Here is a 15,367-nt window from a genome sequence, read left to right as displayed (position 1 = left end):
CTCCTCAGAAACGCCAGCGGGTCTGGCCGAAGGGGTCGCCCTTGGCGAAGCCGAACACCGTGCGCGGCGCCACGGCGAACACCAGGGCCGTCCCACCGTCGCCCACGAACGCGCCGTCGCGCACGTCGAATCGCCAATCGTCGCCGTACTTCTCGACGTACGCCCTGGTCAGCGCCTGTAGCCGGGCCTCGTCCGTCACCCGGACGGCCGTACCCTCGACCACCAGATCGAAGCCGTCGGCGAGCGAGGGGTTCCCGGTGGTGAGGACCACCTCCCGGTTCTCCGCCAGATTGCGCGCCTTGCGCTCCTCGGGGCCCGTGCAGAAGTGCAGCGCGCCCTCCGACCACACCGCGATCAGCGGGGTGACGTGCGGGCGGCCGTCCGGGCGGACGGTGGTCAGCCAGAACACCTCGGCCTCCGCCAGCCGCGCCGCGGCCTCGGACCACTCGGCGGCGCGGGCCTTCGGGTCGCTGAAGCGGGGGTCCAGGGTGGTCTCCGGCGCCATGATGTCCTCCAGTCGGTGAGTCTTCCTTCAGGGAAGACCGTGCACCGGCCCGGAACTCATCGCACGGCGGGTGTCCAGTGCAGCTTGCCGTCCAGCCCCATCGCCGCGACTCCGTCCACGACCCCGCCGGGGGCGCCGGAGAACAGGAACTTCTCCAGCGTCCACAGGGGCCGGGTGCCCGCGCTCGCCGCCGGGGCCGTCGCCAGCTCGCCGGTACGGGAGCGGACCGCCAGCAGGCCCTGACCGCCGCCCACCGGACCGAAGCCGGCGACCCCGCCGGCCAGCTCGGTCACCGGAGAGGCGAGGGCGCCGCCGGAGAGGTCGGCCGTGCGCAGGTCGCCCGAGGCGGGCTTGCGGAACCAGAGGCGGACGCCCTGCCCGTCCGGGACGGGACTCGCGCTCAGCGCCAGCGTCGTCGCCGGCAGCCCGGTCGGCAGCGGCCCCGAGAGCGGCGCGCCGGGTCGCTGCTGCGACCAGGTGAGGACGGTCTTCGTCGTCCCGGCGAAGGCGTGGATCCGGCCCGCGCCGTCCGTCGTGGCCACGGGGTCGCCGAACAGACCCTCGCCGCCCAGGGCGCGCCAGGGGCCCCACGCGCCGTCGGCGCCCTGGTCCCGCGCGGTCAGCCGGTGCCGGCTGTCGCGCAGCAGCACCGTCGCCCGGCCGCTGCCGTCCACGGCCACGGCCGGGGCGCTGATGTCGGAGGTGCCGCGGGCGTCGTTCTTCTCCGGTGTGCCGAGCGACCGCCACGGTCCGAAGGCGCCGCCGGGCGCGGACTGCTCGGTCGTCACCACCTCGCGGCCGTACGCCTGCGCCGAGGAGAGCGTCGTACGGGTGCCGAACACCGCGATCCGGCCGTCCTTGAGCCGTACGGAGGTGACCCCGCTGTCCAGGCCGTCGCCCGCGAGCAGGACCGGCCCCCGCCAGTCGCCGGCCCCGCCCGCGGGCTTCTTCCACACCGCGAGGCGGCCGTCGAGCACCGAGAAGGCGTGCAGGCCCCCGTCGGTGTCGCGTTGCACCCAGGAGGTGGAGGTGCCGCGGGCGTACCGGATGGTCTCGGTCCAGCCCCAGCCGCCGGGGCGCCCGGCCACCTTGAGGTCGCCGCAGCCGGCCGCGTCGGCGCAGTCGTTGACCTCGTCGACCCAGGCGTAGGTCTTCAGGGTGCTGAGCTTGGCGCCGGCCGACGCCGGGTCGAGGGTGCGCGGCAGCGTGCCGGTGGGGTAGCCGAGGTAGTTCTGGACGCCGAAGTGGGGGCGGCCGGTGGTCGTCGCGTACTGAGCCAGGGCGGCCTGCGCGAACCGGGCGCCGTACAGGTGGTCCTGGTGGTCGGTGTACGTCCCGGTCCTGGCATTGCGGCCCGGGGTCGGGTCCTGCATCCGGACGAAGGTGGGCCGGAACCGCGCGAGGAGTCCGGCGAGGGTGTCGATCACCTGTTCCCTCGTGTACGAGAAGTCGGTGTCGACGGGGCTTCCGGCGGCGCGCTGCGAGGCCAGCGACTCGACCCGGCCGTTCCACAGGCCGTTCAGGCTGTGCGGGCGGTCGCCGTTGATGGAGCCCGCCTCGCGCATCTGCAGCCACACCAGGCTTATCTGCGGCTGGGCGCGCAGGACGTCCAGCTCGGCGCGGGCGCCGCCGGCGGTGGGGATGACGACCCGGTCCCAGGGGCTGGTGCGGTTGCCGGTGGCCATCTCGGCGTACGCCGCGCGTATCCCGTTCTGCCGGGCCTCGGCGAAGGCCGCCTTGTCGGGTGCGGGCCGATGGGGGGCGCGCGGCCGGGCGTTGACGCCGTCCGACTCCCCGGAGGTCATGTATATGGAGGTCAGGGCCGAGCCCGAGCGTATGGACTGGGCCGTGTCCGGGTTCATGAAGTACAGGTCGTCGTCCGGGTGGGCCACGATCTGGGCCACGGCGACGTCGGAGGTGCGGACCGGCTTCGTCTCGCGTGCGGGGGCCGCCGCCTGACGCGAGGGGCCGTCGGCCGCCTTCGCCTCCTGGCTCGTCGGGGCTCCGGAGACGGTGCCGGAGGTGAGGTGGACGAACCCCGCCAGCGAACCGCCCGCGAGCGCGGTCGCCGTCAGGGCGGAGACGAGCCGGGCGCGGGGCGTGAGGGAGGGGCGACGGAGACGGACACGCATCGACGGTATGCACTTTCGAAGGACGAACAGGGCCGGGGCAGCGCTTCGGCCAGGAAGAGGGACTTTCAAGGAGTACGGTTCATCGGCCGCGAATAGTGAGCAATGTGCGTGACATCACGTGTGATCCTCTGCGAAACGAAGGCGCAGAGTGGGATGTTATGCCCCATTTCGACATTTCCGTCCTTCGAGGCGACCGCGTCGGCCGCTCCGGATAGGCTCGATCAAGGCCCCTCGGAAGAGCGGCATCGACGCCCTCGGAAGAGCGGCCTCGCGGACGGGTGGAGGGAGTCGCGGAATGACGGTGCCGGGGCGCAGGGGCAGCATCTTCACCCGGCTGCTGCGGCACGGGTTCACCGATCCGTCCGCCGCCGAACGCCTGCTCGACGTCCCGGACCTCGCCGCCCTGCGCGACGACCCGGTGCTCCTCGACGCGCTCGGCGCCACCGCCGACCCCGACCTCGCCCTGCGCGGCCTGGTCCGCCTCGTCGAGGCGCAGCCCGACGAGGAGCGCCAGACCCTCAGCTCCACCCTGCTCTCGGCCAAGCCCTTCCGGGACCGGCTCCTCGGGGTGCTCGGCGCCTCCGAGGCGCTCGCCGACCACCTGGCCCGGCACCCCAAGGACTGGCAGGCCCTCGTCACCTACGAGGCCGCCGATCTGCACCCCGGGGTCGCCGACTTCGAGCGGGGCCTCGCCGAGGCCGTCGACCCGGTCACCCTCCGCGTCGCCTACCGCCGCTGCCTCCTGGCGATCGCCGCCCGGGACGTCTGCGGCACCACCGACGTCGCCCAGGCCGCCGCCGAGCTGGCCGACCTCGCCACCGCGACGCTGCGCGCCGCGCTCGCCATCGCCCGCACGGCCGCCCCCGCCGACGCGGCCCACTGCCGGCTCGCCGTCATCGCCATGGGCAAGTGCGGCGGCCACGAGCTGAACTACGTCTCCGACGTGGACGTGATCTTCGTCGGTGAGCCCGTCGAGGGCGCCGACGAGGGCAAGGCGATCCAGGCCGCGACCCGGCTCGCCTCCCACCTCATGCGGATCTGCTCCGAGACGACCGTCGAGGGCACCATCTGGCCCGTCGACGCCAATCTCCGCCCCGAGGGCCGCAACGGCCCGCTGGTGCGGACCCTGTCGAGCCATCTCGCCTACTACCAGCGCTGGGCCAAGACCTGGGAGTTCCAGGCCCTGCTCAAGGCGCGGGCGGTGGCGGGCGACCCCGAGCTGGGCGCCGAGTACATCGACGCCGTCTCCCCGCTGGTCTGGCAGGCCGCCGAGCGCGAGAACTTCGTCCCCGACGTGCAGAAGATGCGGCGCAGGGTCGTCGACAACATCCCGGCCGCCCAGATCGACCGCGAGCTGAAGCTCGGGCCAGGGGGCCTCAGGGACGTCGAGTTCGCCGTTCAGCTCCTCCAGTTGGTGCACGGCCGCGGCGACGCGACGCTGCAGAGCGGCACCACGCTGGTCGCCCTCGCGGCGCTCGCCGCCGGCGGCTACGTCGGCCGCGCGGACGCGGCCCAGCTCGACGAGGCGTACCGCTTCCTGCGCGCCATGGAGCACCGCATCCAGCTGTACCGGCTGCGCCGCACCCATCTCGTCCCCGAGGGCGAGAGCGATCTGCGCCGCCTCGGCCGCTCCCTCGGCCTGCGCACCGACCCGGTCGCCGAGCTCAACAAGGAGTGGAAGCGGCACGCCTCGGTGGTCCGCCGGCTGCACGAGAAGCTCTTCTACCGGCCGCTGCTCGACGCCGTCGCCCAGCTCACCCCCGGCGAGGCCCGGCTCAGCTCGAAGGCCGCAGGTCAGCGTCTTGAGGCCCTCGGATACGCCGATCCCGTCGCCGCCCTGCGCCATCTGGAGGCGCTCGCCTCCGGGGTCACCCGCAAGGCCGCGATCCAGCGGACGCTGCTGCCGGTCCTGCTCGGCTGGTTCGCGGACTCCGCCGACCCCGACGCCGGGCTGCTGGGCTTCCGCAAGGTCTCCGACGCGCTCGGCAAGACCCCCTGGTACCTGCGGCTGCTGCGGGACGAGGGCGCGGCCGCCGAGAACCTCGCGCGCGTGCTCTCCGCCGGACGGCTCGCCCCCGACCTGCTGCTGCGCGCCCCCGAGGCGGTGGCGATCCTCGGCGACCCGGAGGGGCTGAAGCCGCGCGGGCGCGAGCACCTGGAGCAGGAGATCCTCGCGGCGGTCGGCCGCGCCGACGGCGCCGAACAGGCGGTCGCGGCGGCCCGTGGCGTACGACGCCGGGAGCTGTTCCGTACCGCGGCGGCCGATCTCATCGGCTCGTACGGGACGGAGGACAACCCCCGCGAGGCGGATCCGGGCGCGTTGGTCGACCAGGTCGGCCAGGCCCTGACCAGCCTCAACGCGGCGACGATCGCGGGCGCGCTGCGGGCCGCGGTGCGGGAGGGGTGGGGCGACACGCTGCCGACGCGGTTCGCGGTCATCGGCATGGGCCGCTTCGGCGGGAACGAGCTGGGATACGGCTCCGACGCCGACGTGCTGTTCGTGCACGAGCCGCGCGAGGGCGTCGACGAGCAGGAGGCGGCCCGGGCGGCGAACCAGATCGTCACCGAGATGCGCCGACTGCTCCAGGTCCCCACGGCAGACCCGCCGTTGCTCATCGACGCGGACCTGCGGCCGGAGGGCAAGAGCGGCCCGATGGTCCGCACCCTGAAGTCGTACGAGGCCTACTACCGCCGCTGGTCCCTGGTCTGGGAGAGCCAGGCGCTGCTGCGCGCCGCCCCCATGGCGGGCGACGCGGACCTCGCGGAGCGCTTCATCGACCTGATCGACCCGCTGCGCTACCCGGCCGAGGGTCTGGGCGAGGACGCGGTGCGCGAGATACGGCGTCTGAAGGCCCGCATGGAGACCGAGCGGCTGCCGCGCGGCGCGGACCCGACGCTCCACGCCAAGCTCGGCCGGGGCGGGCTGAGCGACGTGGAGTGGACGGTCCAGCTGTTCCAGATGCGGCACGGCTGGGCCGAGCCGGGCCTGCGCACCACCCGCACCCGGGAGGCCCTGGCCGCCGCCCACGCGGCCGGGCTCCTCCCCACGGAGGAGGCCCAGATCCTCGACGAGGCATGGGTCCTGGCGACCCGCGTCCGCAACGCGGTGATGCTGGTACGCGGCCGCCCGGGGGACACCTTCCCCTCGGACGGACGCGAACTCGCCGCGGTCGGACGGTACCTGGGCTACACCCCCGGCCACGTCGGCGAGATGGTGGAGGACTACCGCCGCATCACCCGCCGCGCCCGCGCCGTCGTCGAGGAGCTGTTCTACGGGGCGTAGGGGGCCTCCCGCCGGCCCGACCGGCGGACGCCCGCCCGGTGCCGCCCGGGCACCTACCGGTTGTCCAGCAGCTCCCGGCAGTGCGCGAGGAACGCCCCGAGCGCCAGCTCGAACGCCGCGTCCGCCCGTGCCGGTCCGACCGCCGCCAGCGCCTCGGCCAGCCGGGGGGTCGTCGCGTCGTCCGGGAGTTCCCACATCGCCTCGGGCGCGGCCAGGTCCAGGGCCGAGCCGAGGACCAGGTTCTCCAGGGCCACGATGACCGTCATGACCTCGGCGTTCCCGAAGCCGGACGCCAGCAGCCTGACGACCGCGTGCTCGTACTGTGCGAGCACCTTCGGGGCGCGCACCGGCGAGGTCATCAGCAGCGGGATCACCCGGGGGTGGGCGGCGAACGCCGAGCGGTAGGAGCGGGCCCAGTCCGCCAGCGCGGTGTCCCACGGCTCCCGGTCGAGGACCGAGCCGTCGATCGCCTCGCAGACCCGCTCCCGCATCAGCTCGACGACCCCGGCCCGGCCGTCCACGTGGTGATACACCGACGCGGTCTGCACCCCGAGCTTCCGCGCGATCTGCGGAACGCTGAACTCGCCCTGCTCATCGACGAGTTCGAGCGCCGTCGTGGTGATGCGCTGCCGGTCGAGCAAAGGGGTCCGCGGCCGTCCCATGTACCCGCTCTCTCTGTGAGGTCTTCCCGTACGCCGTGACGGAGGCTACATTGCCGCAAACCGAAAGCCTTTAGGTTTCCTTTCGCGGAAGGGTTTCCCCTCCCATGTCCTCATCCACCTCCGACGCGCCCCAGGGGCTGAGAACCGGCACCCTCTCCACCGCCGACATCTCCTTCTTCGTCGTCTCGGCCGCCGCCCCGCTCACGGTCATGGCCGGCGTCGCCCCCATCGCCGTCGTCCTCGGCGGCATCGGCGCCCCCGCCGGCTATCTCCTCGCCGGCATCACCCTGACGGTCTTCGCCGTCGGCTTCACCACCATGAGCCGCCACGTCCGGAGCGGCGGGGCCTTCTACGCCTACATCACCCGCGGCCTCGGCAAGCCCGTCGGCATCGCCGCCGCCCTGCTCGCCATGCTCGGCTACAACGGCATGGAGATCGGCGTCTACGGACTGCTCGGCACCGCCACCGCCGACACCGCGCAGGCCCTCTGGGGCGTCGACATCCCCTGGCTGCCCGTCTCCCTCGCCGGTCTCCTGCTCATCTGGTACGGCGGCTTCCGCTCCATCGACTTCGGCGCCAAGGTCCTCGGCGTCCTGCTCGTCGCCGAGACCGGAATCCTCGTCCTGCTCGCCGGCGGCGTGCTCCTCGACGGCGGCGCGGACGGGCTCTCCCTCGCCTCGTTCACGCCCGACAACGTCCTCGTCCCCGGCAGCGCGGCCGTCCTCGCCTTCGCCTTCGCCGCCTTCACCGGCTTCGAGTCGACCGTCATCTACCGCCGCGAGGCCCGCGACCCGAACCGGACCGTGCCCCGCGCCACGTACATCGCCGTCACCTTCCTCGGCCTGTTCTACGCCTTCGTCGTCTGGACCGTCATCCAGGCGTTCGGCGACGACCAGGTGGTCCGGGCCGCGACCGACGACCCCGGCGGCCTCTTCTTCGCCGCCATCACCACCTATGTGGGGGCCTGGGCGGCCGACCTGATGCACATCCTCATCGTCACCAGCGTCCTCGCCTCGCTCCTCGCCTTCCACAACGCGATCAACCGCTACGGCCTCGCGCTCGCCGAGGAGGGCGTCCTGCCCAAGGCCCTCGGCCGCGTCCACCCCCGCCACCGCTCCCCGTACCTCGCCGGCATCCTGCAGACCGTCCTCGGCGCGGCCGTCGTCCTCGCCTTCGCCGCCGCGGGAGCCGACCCGTACCAGCAGCTGCTGCTCTGGGTGAACACCCCCGGCATGATCGGCCTGATGGTCCTGCAACTGCTGGCCGCACTGGCCGTGCCGCTGTTCTTCCGCCGGATCAGCCACGACGAGGGCCTCCTGCGCACGGTGGTCGCCCCCGTCACCGCCTTCGTCCTGCTCGCCGGGGCGATCACGCTCGTCGCCCTGAACGTCGAGCTGTTCACCGGCGCCTCCGCCACCGTCAACACCGTCCTGCTCGCGCTCGTCCCCGCCGTCTTCGTCCTCGGCCTCCTGCTCGCCCTCCGGCTGCGCCGCACCCGCCCCGAGGTCTACGCGAACTTCGCCGCGGAGCCCGAGACGGCGGAGCCCGAGACGGCGGAGCCCGAGACAGAGGGGCCCGAGACGGAGGGGCCCGAGACGGAGGGGCCCGAGACCTCGGAATCCGGCGCCGCCGCGTACACCACCGCCGCGTACGACACCGCGGCGACCGCAACCGAGAACCCCGCAGAAGGAGCACCGTCCTCGTGTCCGCACCCGACCTCGTCCTCGTCAACGCCCGTGTCCGCGACCCCGGGCTCACCGGCGCCACAGCCGTCGCCGTCCGTGACGGACTGATCACCGCCGTCGGGGACGACGCCGAGGCCCGCTCCTGGCGCGGGCCCGGCACCGAGACGGTCGACCTCGGCGGCGCCACCCTCACCCCCGGCCTCACCGACGCCCACAGCCACCCCGTCTGGGGCCTGGAGATGTTCACCGGCACCGACCTCTCCGGCGTGCGCGACCTCGACGAGCTGCGCGCGGTCCTCGCCACCGCCGAGCGCCGCGACGGCTGGATCATCGGCTTCGCCCTCGACCACAACGTCTTCGGCGGCCGGCCGATCCACCGCGAGCTCATCGAGGACGTCCTCGGCGGCGCCCCCGCCTTCCTGCGGCTCTACGACGGCCACTCCGCCCTCGCCGACGGACGGGCGTTGAAGGCCGCGGGCATCGACGGCCCGCGCGCGTTCGCCCAGCGTTCCGAGATCGTCTGCGACGGCGAAGGACGGCCCACCGGCCATCTCGTCGAGCACGCCGCCATGGACCTCATGACGCCCGTGCTGCCCGCCCGGCCCTACGCCGAGCGGCGGGACCGGCTGGTCGAGCTGCTGACCTCCATGGCCGCCACCGGACTGACCGGCGCCCACGTCATGGACCTCGGCGGCCAGGACGTCCCCGGGCTTCTCACCGCCCTGGAGGCCGACGGCGACCTGCCGCTACGACTCCGGCTCGCGCCCTGGTGCATGCCCGGCGCGACCCCGGAGGAGCTGGACGAGCTGGTACGGCTCCAGGAGAGCTCCGGGCGGCTGTGGCGGGTCGGCGGGGTGAAGTTCTTCATGGACGGCACCGTCGAGGGCGGCACCGCGTGGCTGGAGCATGCCGACTGCCACGGCCAGGGCACCGACGCCTTCTGGCCCGACCCGGCCGCGTACGCCGCCGCCGTACGCCACCTCCACGCGTCGGGGGTCGGCACCGCCACCCACGCCATCGGAGACGCGGCGGTCCGGCACGTCCTCGACACGGTGGCGGCACTGGGTGCCGGCGGCCCGCGGCACCGGATCGAGCACATCGAGACGGTCCCCGACGGCGAACTCGCCCGGTTCGCCGCCCTCGGCGTCGTCGCCTCCATGCAGCCCCCGCACACCGCGTACACCCGCGCCGACCACACGGACGAGTGGTCCAGGCGGCTCGGCGACGAGCGGGCGGACCGGGCCTGGCGCTGCCGTGACCTGCGGGACGCGGGCGCGTACCTCGCACTCGGCTCGGACTGGCCGATCGCCCACCACGACGCCCGTCAGGTCCTGGCCACCGCCCAGGCCCCGCGCGGGGCGGCCTCAGCCCGCCCCGGGCTGACCGGTCTCATGGCGCTGGAGGGCATGACCACGCATGCGGCGGTCGCGGCGGGCGAGGAGCGGGTCGCGGGGCGGATAGCCCCGGGATACCGGGCGGATCTGACCGCGTTCACGGTCGACCCGGTGACGGCGCCCGCCGACGAGACCGCGCAGGCGCCGATCCGGCTGACGACGGCCGGCGGCAGGATCACCTACCGGAGCTGACCTTCGACGAGGCCCGCGCACGGTCCGTCTCCGACTCCGTGAGGGAGCCCGGGGGCGGACCGCCCTGCGCCACCGGTTCGGGTGTCTCCACCAACTTGGGGAGCCGCTGGGGCAGCGCGCCGTACCAGAAGTAGGAGACGGCGAAGCCGAAGGCCAGACAGATCATGCCGCCCACCGCGTCCAGCCAGAAGTGGTTGGCGGTGGCGACGATCACGACCAGGGTCGCGGCCGGGTAGAGCAGGCCGAGGATGCGCGCCCAGGGCGCCGAGGCCAGTGCGAAGATGATCAGACCGCACCACAGCGACCAGCCGATGTGCATCGACGGCATCGCCGCGTACTGGTTCGACATGTGCTTGAGGTTGCCCGAGGCCATCGAACCCCAAGTGTGGTGCACCAGGACCGTGTCGACGAAGTTCTGGCCGTTCATCAGCCGGGGCGGCGCGAGCGGATACAGGTAGTAACCGACCAGTGCCACACCGGTGGTGGCGAACAGGACCGTACGGGACGCGGCGTAACGGCCCGGCTGCCATCGGTACAGCCACACGAGCACACCGATCGTCACGACGAAGTGCAGGGTGGCGTAGTAGTAGTTCATCGACACGATCAGCCATGTCACCGAATTGACGGCATGGTTGACCGACTGCTCGAAGGCCAGCCCGAGGGACTTCTCCACGTCCCAGATCCAGTCGGCGTTCTTCAGCGCCTGGGCCTTCTGCTCCGGGACCGCGTTGCGGATGAGGGAGTAGGTCCAGTAGCTGACACCGATCAGCAGGATCTCGAACCAGATCCTGGGACGCCGGGGCGCGCGAAGGCGTGCCCGCACCCCGCCACCGTCCGGCATGGGTGACGGGGCGGCCGCTGTCCGGCCTTCCAAACTCTTCACGGTCGATTCACCCATAGGAGGAGAGTCTGCCAGATCCACGCCCCCCGTCCGATCATCCCTCGGACGGGTTCGGGGCGCACACGCTCCACCCTGGGACGGAGTCCCGGCTCAGTGGTTGCCCTGATGCGGCGCGGAAGCGGTTGAACCGCGAACGACCAGCTCAGGCATGAAGACGAACTCGCTGTGCGGGGCCGGGGTTCCCCCGACCTCCTCCAGCAGGGCGCGGACCGCGGCCTGTCCCATCGCCTGCACCGGCTGCCGGATCGTGGTGAGCGGCGGATCGGTGAACGCTATGAGGGGCGAGTCGTCGAAGCCGACCACCGAGACGTCCTTGGGGACCTGGAGCCCCTGCTGCCGGGCCGCCCGGATGGCACCGAGTGCCATCATGTCGCTCGCGCAGACGACGGCCGTGCAGCCGGCGGAGATCAGGGCGCCCGCGGCGGCCTGCCCGCCCTCCAGGGTGTACAGCGAGTGCTGGATCAGCTTCTCGGACTCCTCGGGGGTGAGCCCGAGCCGCTCCTTCATCCCGCGCTGGAAGCCCTCGATCTTGCGCAGGACCGGCACGAAGCGCTTCGGCCCGACGGCGAGCCCGATCCGGGTGTGTCCGAGCGCCGCCAGATGCGTCACGGCCAGCTGCATCGCGGCCCGGTCGTCGGGCGAGACGAAGGGAGCCTGCACCTTCGGCGAGAAGCCGTTGATGAGGACGTACGGGACACCCTTGCCGCGCAGCTGGTCGTAGCGCGTCATGTCGGCGGTGGTGTCGGCGTGGAGCCCGGAGACGAAGATGATCCCGGAGACGCCCCGCTCGACCAGCATGTCGGTGAGTTCGTCCTCCGTGGACCCGCCGGGGGTCTGGGTGGCGAGGACGGGGGTGTAGCCCTGGCGTGTCAGGGCCTGCCCGATGACCTGCGCGAGCGCGGGGAAGATCGGGTTGTCCAGTTCGGGGGTTATCAGCCCGACGAGCCCGGCGCTGCGCTGGCGCAGCCTCACGGGCCGCTCGTATCCGAGGACGTCGAGTGCGGCAAGCACGGATTCACGGGTGGCCGCGGCCACACCGGGCTTGCCGTTGAGCACGCGGCTGACTGTGGCTTCACTGACCCCCGCCTGGGCTGCGATGTCGGCAAGCCGCGCGGTCATGGGATTGGACTGTACCGGTCGCACGTCAGATTGCCCACCAAACGCAGGAGTCGGCGGGAACCCGGACGTTGCGCCCATCGGCGGAGCGGTCCGTGAACTCGCCCGCGGGGGAGGGGAGTACGGGGCCGGAGTCCGCGCTTCCGTCACCGGCCCGGCCGCTTCCGGCCACCGGGTCGCCGCCCTGCGCGGCCGCCGCCGCGGTCCCTTCGCTGCTCAGGAGCGGCCTTCCGGCGAACGGCAGGACCACCTCCCGCTCCGTCGTGTTGAGGGTGACCACCACGTCTCCTTCCCGGGAGCGGCGGCGGAACGCCAGCACCCCCGAGGGAAGCGAGTCCAGCCACTCCACCGCGTCGCCCGCGCCCAGCGCGGGGTGCTCCCCGCGCAGCCGCAGCGCGCTCCGGTAGAGCTCCAGGGTCGAGGACGGGTCACCGGTCTGGGCCGCCGCGCTGAGAGCCGCCCACTCCGGCGGCTGCGGCAGCCACGAACCGGCCGGACCGAAGCCGTACGACGGGCCGTCGGGCGTCCAGGGCAGCGGGACCCGGCACCCGTCGCGCAGCCCGTCCTGGCCGTCGCCGCGCCAGAACGCCGGGTCCTGGCGGAGCTCGTCCGGCAGGTCGGCGACCTCGGGCAGGCCCAGCTCCTCACCCTGGTAGAGGTAGGCCGAGCCGGGCAGCGCCAGCATCAGCAGGGCGGCGGCCCGAGCGCGCTCCGGGCTGCCGTACCGGGTGGTGTGCCGCACGACGTCGTGGTTGGAGAGGACCCAGGTCGTCGGCGCCCCGACCGAGGCCGTCGCGCGCAGCGAGGCGTCGACGACCGACCGCAGCGCCTCCGCGTCCCAGGGGCAGTTCAGGAACTGGAAGTTGAACGCCTGGTGCAGTTCGTCGGGGCGTACGTACAGGGCGAGCCGCTCCGGGGTCGGGGCCCACGCCTCCGCCACCCCGATGCGGTCGGGGCCGTAGGACTCCAGGAGCCGCCGCCAGCCGCGGTGGATCTCATGGACCCCGTCCTGGTCGAAGAAGGGCAGCCGCTGGGTGCCGATCAGCTTCGCCTGCTGCCCGCGTCCGATGTCCGGAAGGCCCTCCGCCTTGACCATGCCGTGGGCGACGTCGATCCGGAAGCCGTCCACCCCCAGATCGAGCCAGAACCGGAGCACGGAGTCGAACTCGGCCCGTACCTCCTCGTTCGACCAGTTCAGATCCGGCTGCTCGGGCGCGAAGAGATGCAGGTACCAGGCGCCGTCCGCGACCCGCGTCCACGCGGGGCCGCCGAAGACGGACTCCCAGTCGTTGGGGGGCTGGGCGCCGTCCGGGCCCCGGCCGGGGCGGAAGACGTACCGGTCCCGGCCCGTCCCCGCGAGGGCCGCCTCGAACCAGGGGTGCCGCTCCGAGGTGTGGTTGGGGACGATGTCCACGATCACCCTCAGGCCCAGCGCGTGCGCGGCGCGCACCAGGTCGTCGGCGTCCGCCAGGTCCCCGAAGAGCGGGTCCACGGCCCGGTAGTCCGCCACGTCGTAGCCGCCGTCGGCCTGCGGGGAGGCGTAGAACGGCGTCAGCCACACCGCGTCCGCGCCGAGGCCGGCGATGTGCGGCAGCCGCTCCCGGACCCCGCGCAGGTCCCCGATCCCGTCGCCGTCGCTGTCCGCGAAGGAGCGGACGTACACCTGGTAGATGACGGCGTCCCGCCACCATTCGGTACGGCTGTCGCAAGGACTTGCAAGGTTCGACGGCGACGGTGAGGTGAGCTCGTGGGCCATGTGCGGTGCCCCTCTCGCGTGTTCCGGATGTGGGTCGTCTTCCTGCCCAACGAGGTCAAAGCGGACATGAAACGGTCCTGCAAGCGGTGATGAAAAGGTTTGCAGGCCGCCCGGCGCCCCGCAAGAGGCCCTCCCATCTCGCTGTCAAGCGACTCGTCGGCAACCTTCAGGACACGCCGATGTAACGATCCCCGCTCCTTGCAGAAAGTTCTCGCAAGCTCTTTCGGCTCGTTTTCATCCCTGTTACGTTCCTGGCAACCCGGCGCGCCGCGAGGGAGCGGTCGCATGAGGCAGGTTCCAGCCCCTCGTCACCCCGGGATCAGTTGAAGGAGTTCACATGCGGCGTGGCATAGCGGCCACCGCGCTGGTCGCGGCCCTGGGCGTGACCCTGGCGGCGTGCGGAAGCGATGACGGCAACGGCGGCGGCGGCTCGAAGGGCTCGGGCGAGCTCTCCGGCACCGTGACCTGGTGGGACACCTCCACGGTCGGCAGCGAGGACAAGGTCTTCAAGAAGCTGGCCGAGGACTTCACCAAGAAGCACCCCAAGGTCACCGTCAAGTACGTGAACGTGCCGTTCGGCGAGGCGCAGAACAAGTTCAAGAACGCCGCCCAGTCCGGCAGTGGCGCCCCCGACGTGATCCGCTCCGAGGTCGCCTGGACCCCGGACTTCGCGAACCTCGGCTACCTCGCGCCGCTCGACGGCACCGCCGCGCTGAAGGACGACAAGGACTTCCTCAAGCAGGCCGCCGCCTCCACCAAGTACGACGGCAAGACCTACGGCGTCCCGCAGGTCATCGACTCCATGGGCATCTTCTACAACAAGAAGATCTTCAAGGACGCCGGTGTCGAGGTCCCCAAGACCGTCGACGAGCTCAAGTCCGTCGCCACCAAGATCAAGGAGAAGACCGGCAAGACCGCTCTCTACCTGCGCGGCGACGACGCCTACTGGTTCCTCTCCTTCCTCTACGGCGAGGGCGGCGACATGGCCAGCGCCGAGCAGAAGAAGGTCACCATCGACAACGCCGCCGGCGTGAAGGCCTTCTCCACCGTGAAGGACCTGGTCGACTCGAAGGCCGCGATCACCGACGCGACCAACGGCTGGGACAACATGCAGGCCGCCTTCAAGGACGGCAAGGTCGCGATGATGATCAACGGCCCGTGGGCCGTCGCCGACACCTACGCGGGCAAGGAGTTCACCGACAAGGCGAACCTCGGCATCGCGCCGGTCCCCGCCGGCTCCGCCGGCCAGGGCGCCCCGCAGGGCGGCCACAACCTCGCCGTGTACGCGGGCTCCAAGAACCTGGACGCCTCCTACGCCTTCGTCGAGTACATGACCTCCGTCGAGGCGCAGACCACCGCCGCCAAGGAGCTCAGCCTGCTCCCGACCCGTGAGTCCGTCTACATCAAGCCGGACGTCGCGAGCAACGAGATGATCAGCTTCTTCAGGCCGGTCGTCGAGAAGGCCGTCGAGCGCCCCTGGATCCCCGAGGGCGGCAGCCTCTTCGCTCCGCTGCAGACCGAGTACACCAAGGTCCTCACCAACCAGGCCACCCCGGAGCAGGGCGCCAAGGCGACGGGTGACGCCTACCGCAAGCTCCTGAAGGACTGGAAGTAACAGGAAGGCAGGCCGGCTGATGGCTGTGGACACCAGCAGCCAGTCGGCGGTGAAGGCCGCGGGACGTCGAAGGACGGGGGCGCGCTCATGCGCGTGGCGACGGTGGACTCGGCGGCCACCGCGATC

Annotated in this window: 10 protein-coding genes; 4 read left to right on the top strand and 6 right to left on the bottom strand. The window is 72.4% G+C overall.

Translation table 11 applies throughout. The features are described 5' to 3' along the window. Positions 1-4: 4 nt before the first annotated feature. Both AB0D99_RS33235 and AB0D99_RS33230 read right to left on the bottom strand, forming a co-directional pair. Positions 5-505, bottom strand: a complete 501-nt coding sequence (locus AB0D99_RS33235; RefSeq protein ID WP_362371033.1) for a pyridoxamine 5'-phosphate oxidase family protein — start codon at positions 503-505, stop codon at positions 5-7. A gap of 56 nt (positions 506-561) precedes the next feature. Then, positions 562-2,637, bottom strand: coding sequence for a PIG-L family deacetylase (locus AB0D99_RS33230; protein WP_362371030.1), 2,076 nt, complete (start codon positions 2,635-2,637; stop codon positions 562-564). A 295-nt stretch (positions 2,638-2,932) separates the two neighbouring features. On the opposite strand from AB0D99_RS33230, the gene AB0D99_RS33225 reads away from it, so the two are divergent. Continuing rightward, the gene (locus AB0D99_RS33225) at positions 2,933-5,920 is read left to right on the top strand and encodes a bifunctional [glutamine synthetase] adenylyltransferase/[glutamine synthetase]-adenylyl-L-tyrosine phosphorylase (protein WP_362371027.1); all 2,988 of its coding nucleotides are present in this window, start codon (positions 2,933-2,935) and stop codon (positions 5,918-5,920) included. Between the two features lie 53 nt (positions 5,921-5,973). Here AB0D99_RS33225 and AB0D99_RS33220 read toward each other — a convergent pair whose 3' ends face one another. Then, positions 5,974-6,582 (bottom strand): TetR/AcrR family transcriptional regulator C-terminal domain-containing protein, encoded by a 609-nt coding sequence (locus tag AB0D99_RS33220; protein WP_362371024.1) that lies wholly within the window; start codon positions 6,580-6,582, stop codon positions 5,974-5,976. A 104-nt stretch (positions 6,583-6,686) separates the two neighbouring features. Between AB0D99_RS33220 and AB0D99_RS33215 the strand changes: the two genes are divergently transcribed. Together AB0D99_RS33215 and AB0D99_RS33210 are read left to right on the top strand one after the other, a co-directional pair. Continuing rightward, on the top strand, positions 6,687-8,375 hold the full coding sequence (locus AB0D99_RS33215) for an APC family permease (protein ID WP_362371021.1): 1,689 nt from the start codon (positions 6,687-6,689) through the stop codon (positions 8,373-8,375). Beyond that, entirely contained in the window at positions 8,285-9,853 is a 1,569-nt protein-coding gene (locus tag AB0D99_RS33210; RefSeq protein ID WP_362371018.1) for an amidohydrolase, read from the top strand. Before AB0D99_RS33215 ends, AB0D99_RS33210 begins: the two co-directional genes overlap by 91 nt. On the opposite strand, the gene AB0D99_RS33205 is transcribed toward AB0D99_RS33210, so the two are convergent. From AB0D99_RS33205 to AB0D99_RS33195, 3 genes are all read right to left on the bottom strand, one after another. Then, the gene (locus AB0D99_RS33205) at positions 9,837-10,751 is read right to left on the bottom strand and encodes a phosphatase PAP2 family protein (protein WP_362371015.1); all 915 of its coding nucleotides are present in this window, start codon (positions 10,749-10,751) and stop codon (positions 9,837-9,839) included. The two genes, AB0D99_RS33210 and AB0D99_RS33205, sit on opposite strands and share 17 nt — an antisense overlap. 93 nt (positions 10,752-10,844) lie before the next feature. Beyond that, the gene (locus AB0D99_RS33200) at positions 10,845-11,873 is read right to left on the bottom strand and encodes a LacI family DNA-binding transcriptional regulator (RefSeq protein WP_362371011.1); all 1,029 of its coding nucleotides are present in this window, start codon (positions 11,871-11,873) and stop codon (positions 10,845-10,847) included. Between the two features lie 25 nt (positions 11,874-11,898). After that, positions 11,899-13,626 carry an alpha-amylase family glycosyl hydrolase gene (locus AB0D99_RS33195; protein ID WP_362371008.1) on the bottom strand — a complete coding sequence of 576 codons (1,728 nt, stop codon included), beginning with the start codon at positions 13,624-13,626 and terminating at the stop codon, positions 11,899-11,901. Positions 13,627-13,963: 337 nt separating this feature from the next. Between AB0D99_RS33195 and AB0D99_RS33190 the strand changes: the two genes are divergently transcribed. Beyond that, entirely contained in the window at positions 13,964-15,241 is a 1,278-nt protein-coding gene (locus AB0D99_RS33190; protein ID WP_362371005.1) for an extracellular solute-binding protein, read from the top strand. Positions 15,242-15,367 lie beyond the last annotated feature (126 nt).

Origin of the sequence: Streptomyces sp. NPDC047971 (assembly GCF_040653355.1) — a bacterium.
Classification (GTDB): Bacteria; Actinomycetota; Actinomycetes; order Streptomycetales; family Streptomycetaceae; genus Streptomyces.
This window is presented reverse-complemented; position numbering and strand designations above follow the sequence as displayed.

Excerpts from the sequence above, each read along its gene's own strand:
- AB0D99_RS33235 (WP_362371033.1), bottom strand. The coding sequence starts at position 505 with ATGGCGCCGGAGACCACCCTGGACCCCCGCTTCAGCGACCCGAAGGCC.
- AB0D99_RS33230 (WP_362371030.1), bottom strand. The coding sequence starts at position 2,637 with ATGCGTGTCCGTCTCCGTCGCCCCTCCCTCACGCCCCGCGCCCGGCTC.
- AB0D99_RS33225 (WP_362371027.1), top strand. The coding sequence starts at position 2,933 with ATGACGGTGCCGGGGCGCAGGGGCAGCATCTTCACCCGGCTGCTGCGG.
- AB0D99_RS33220 (WP_362371024.1), bottom strand. The coding sequence starts at position 6,582 with ATGGGACGGCCGCGGACCCCTTTGCTCGACCGGCAGCGCATCACCACG.
- AB0D99_RS33215 (WP_362371021.1), top strand. The coding sequence starts at position 6,687 with ATGTCCTCATCCACCTCCGACGCGCCCCAGGGGCTGAGAACCGGCACC.
- AB0D99_RS33205 (WP_362371015.1), bottom strand. The coding sequence starts at position 10,751 with ATGGGTGAATCGACCGTGAAGAGTTTGGAAGGCCGGACAGCGGCCGCC.
- AB0D99_RS33200 (WP_362371011.1), bottom strand. The coding sequence starts at position 11,873 with ATGACCGCGCGGCTTGCCGACATCGCAGCCCAGGCGGGGGTCAGTGAA.
- AB0D99_RS33195 (WP_362371008.1), bottom strand. The coding sequence starts at position 13,626 with ATGGCCCACGAGCTCACCTCACCGTCGCCGTCGAACCTTGCAAGTCCT.
- AB0D99_RS33190 (WP_362371005.1), top strand. The coding sequence starts at position 13,964 with ATGCGGCGTGGCATAGCGGCCACCGCGCTGGTCGCGGCCCTGGGCGTG.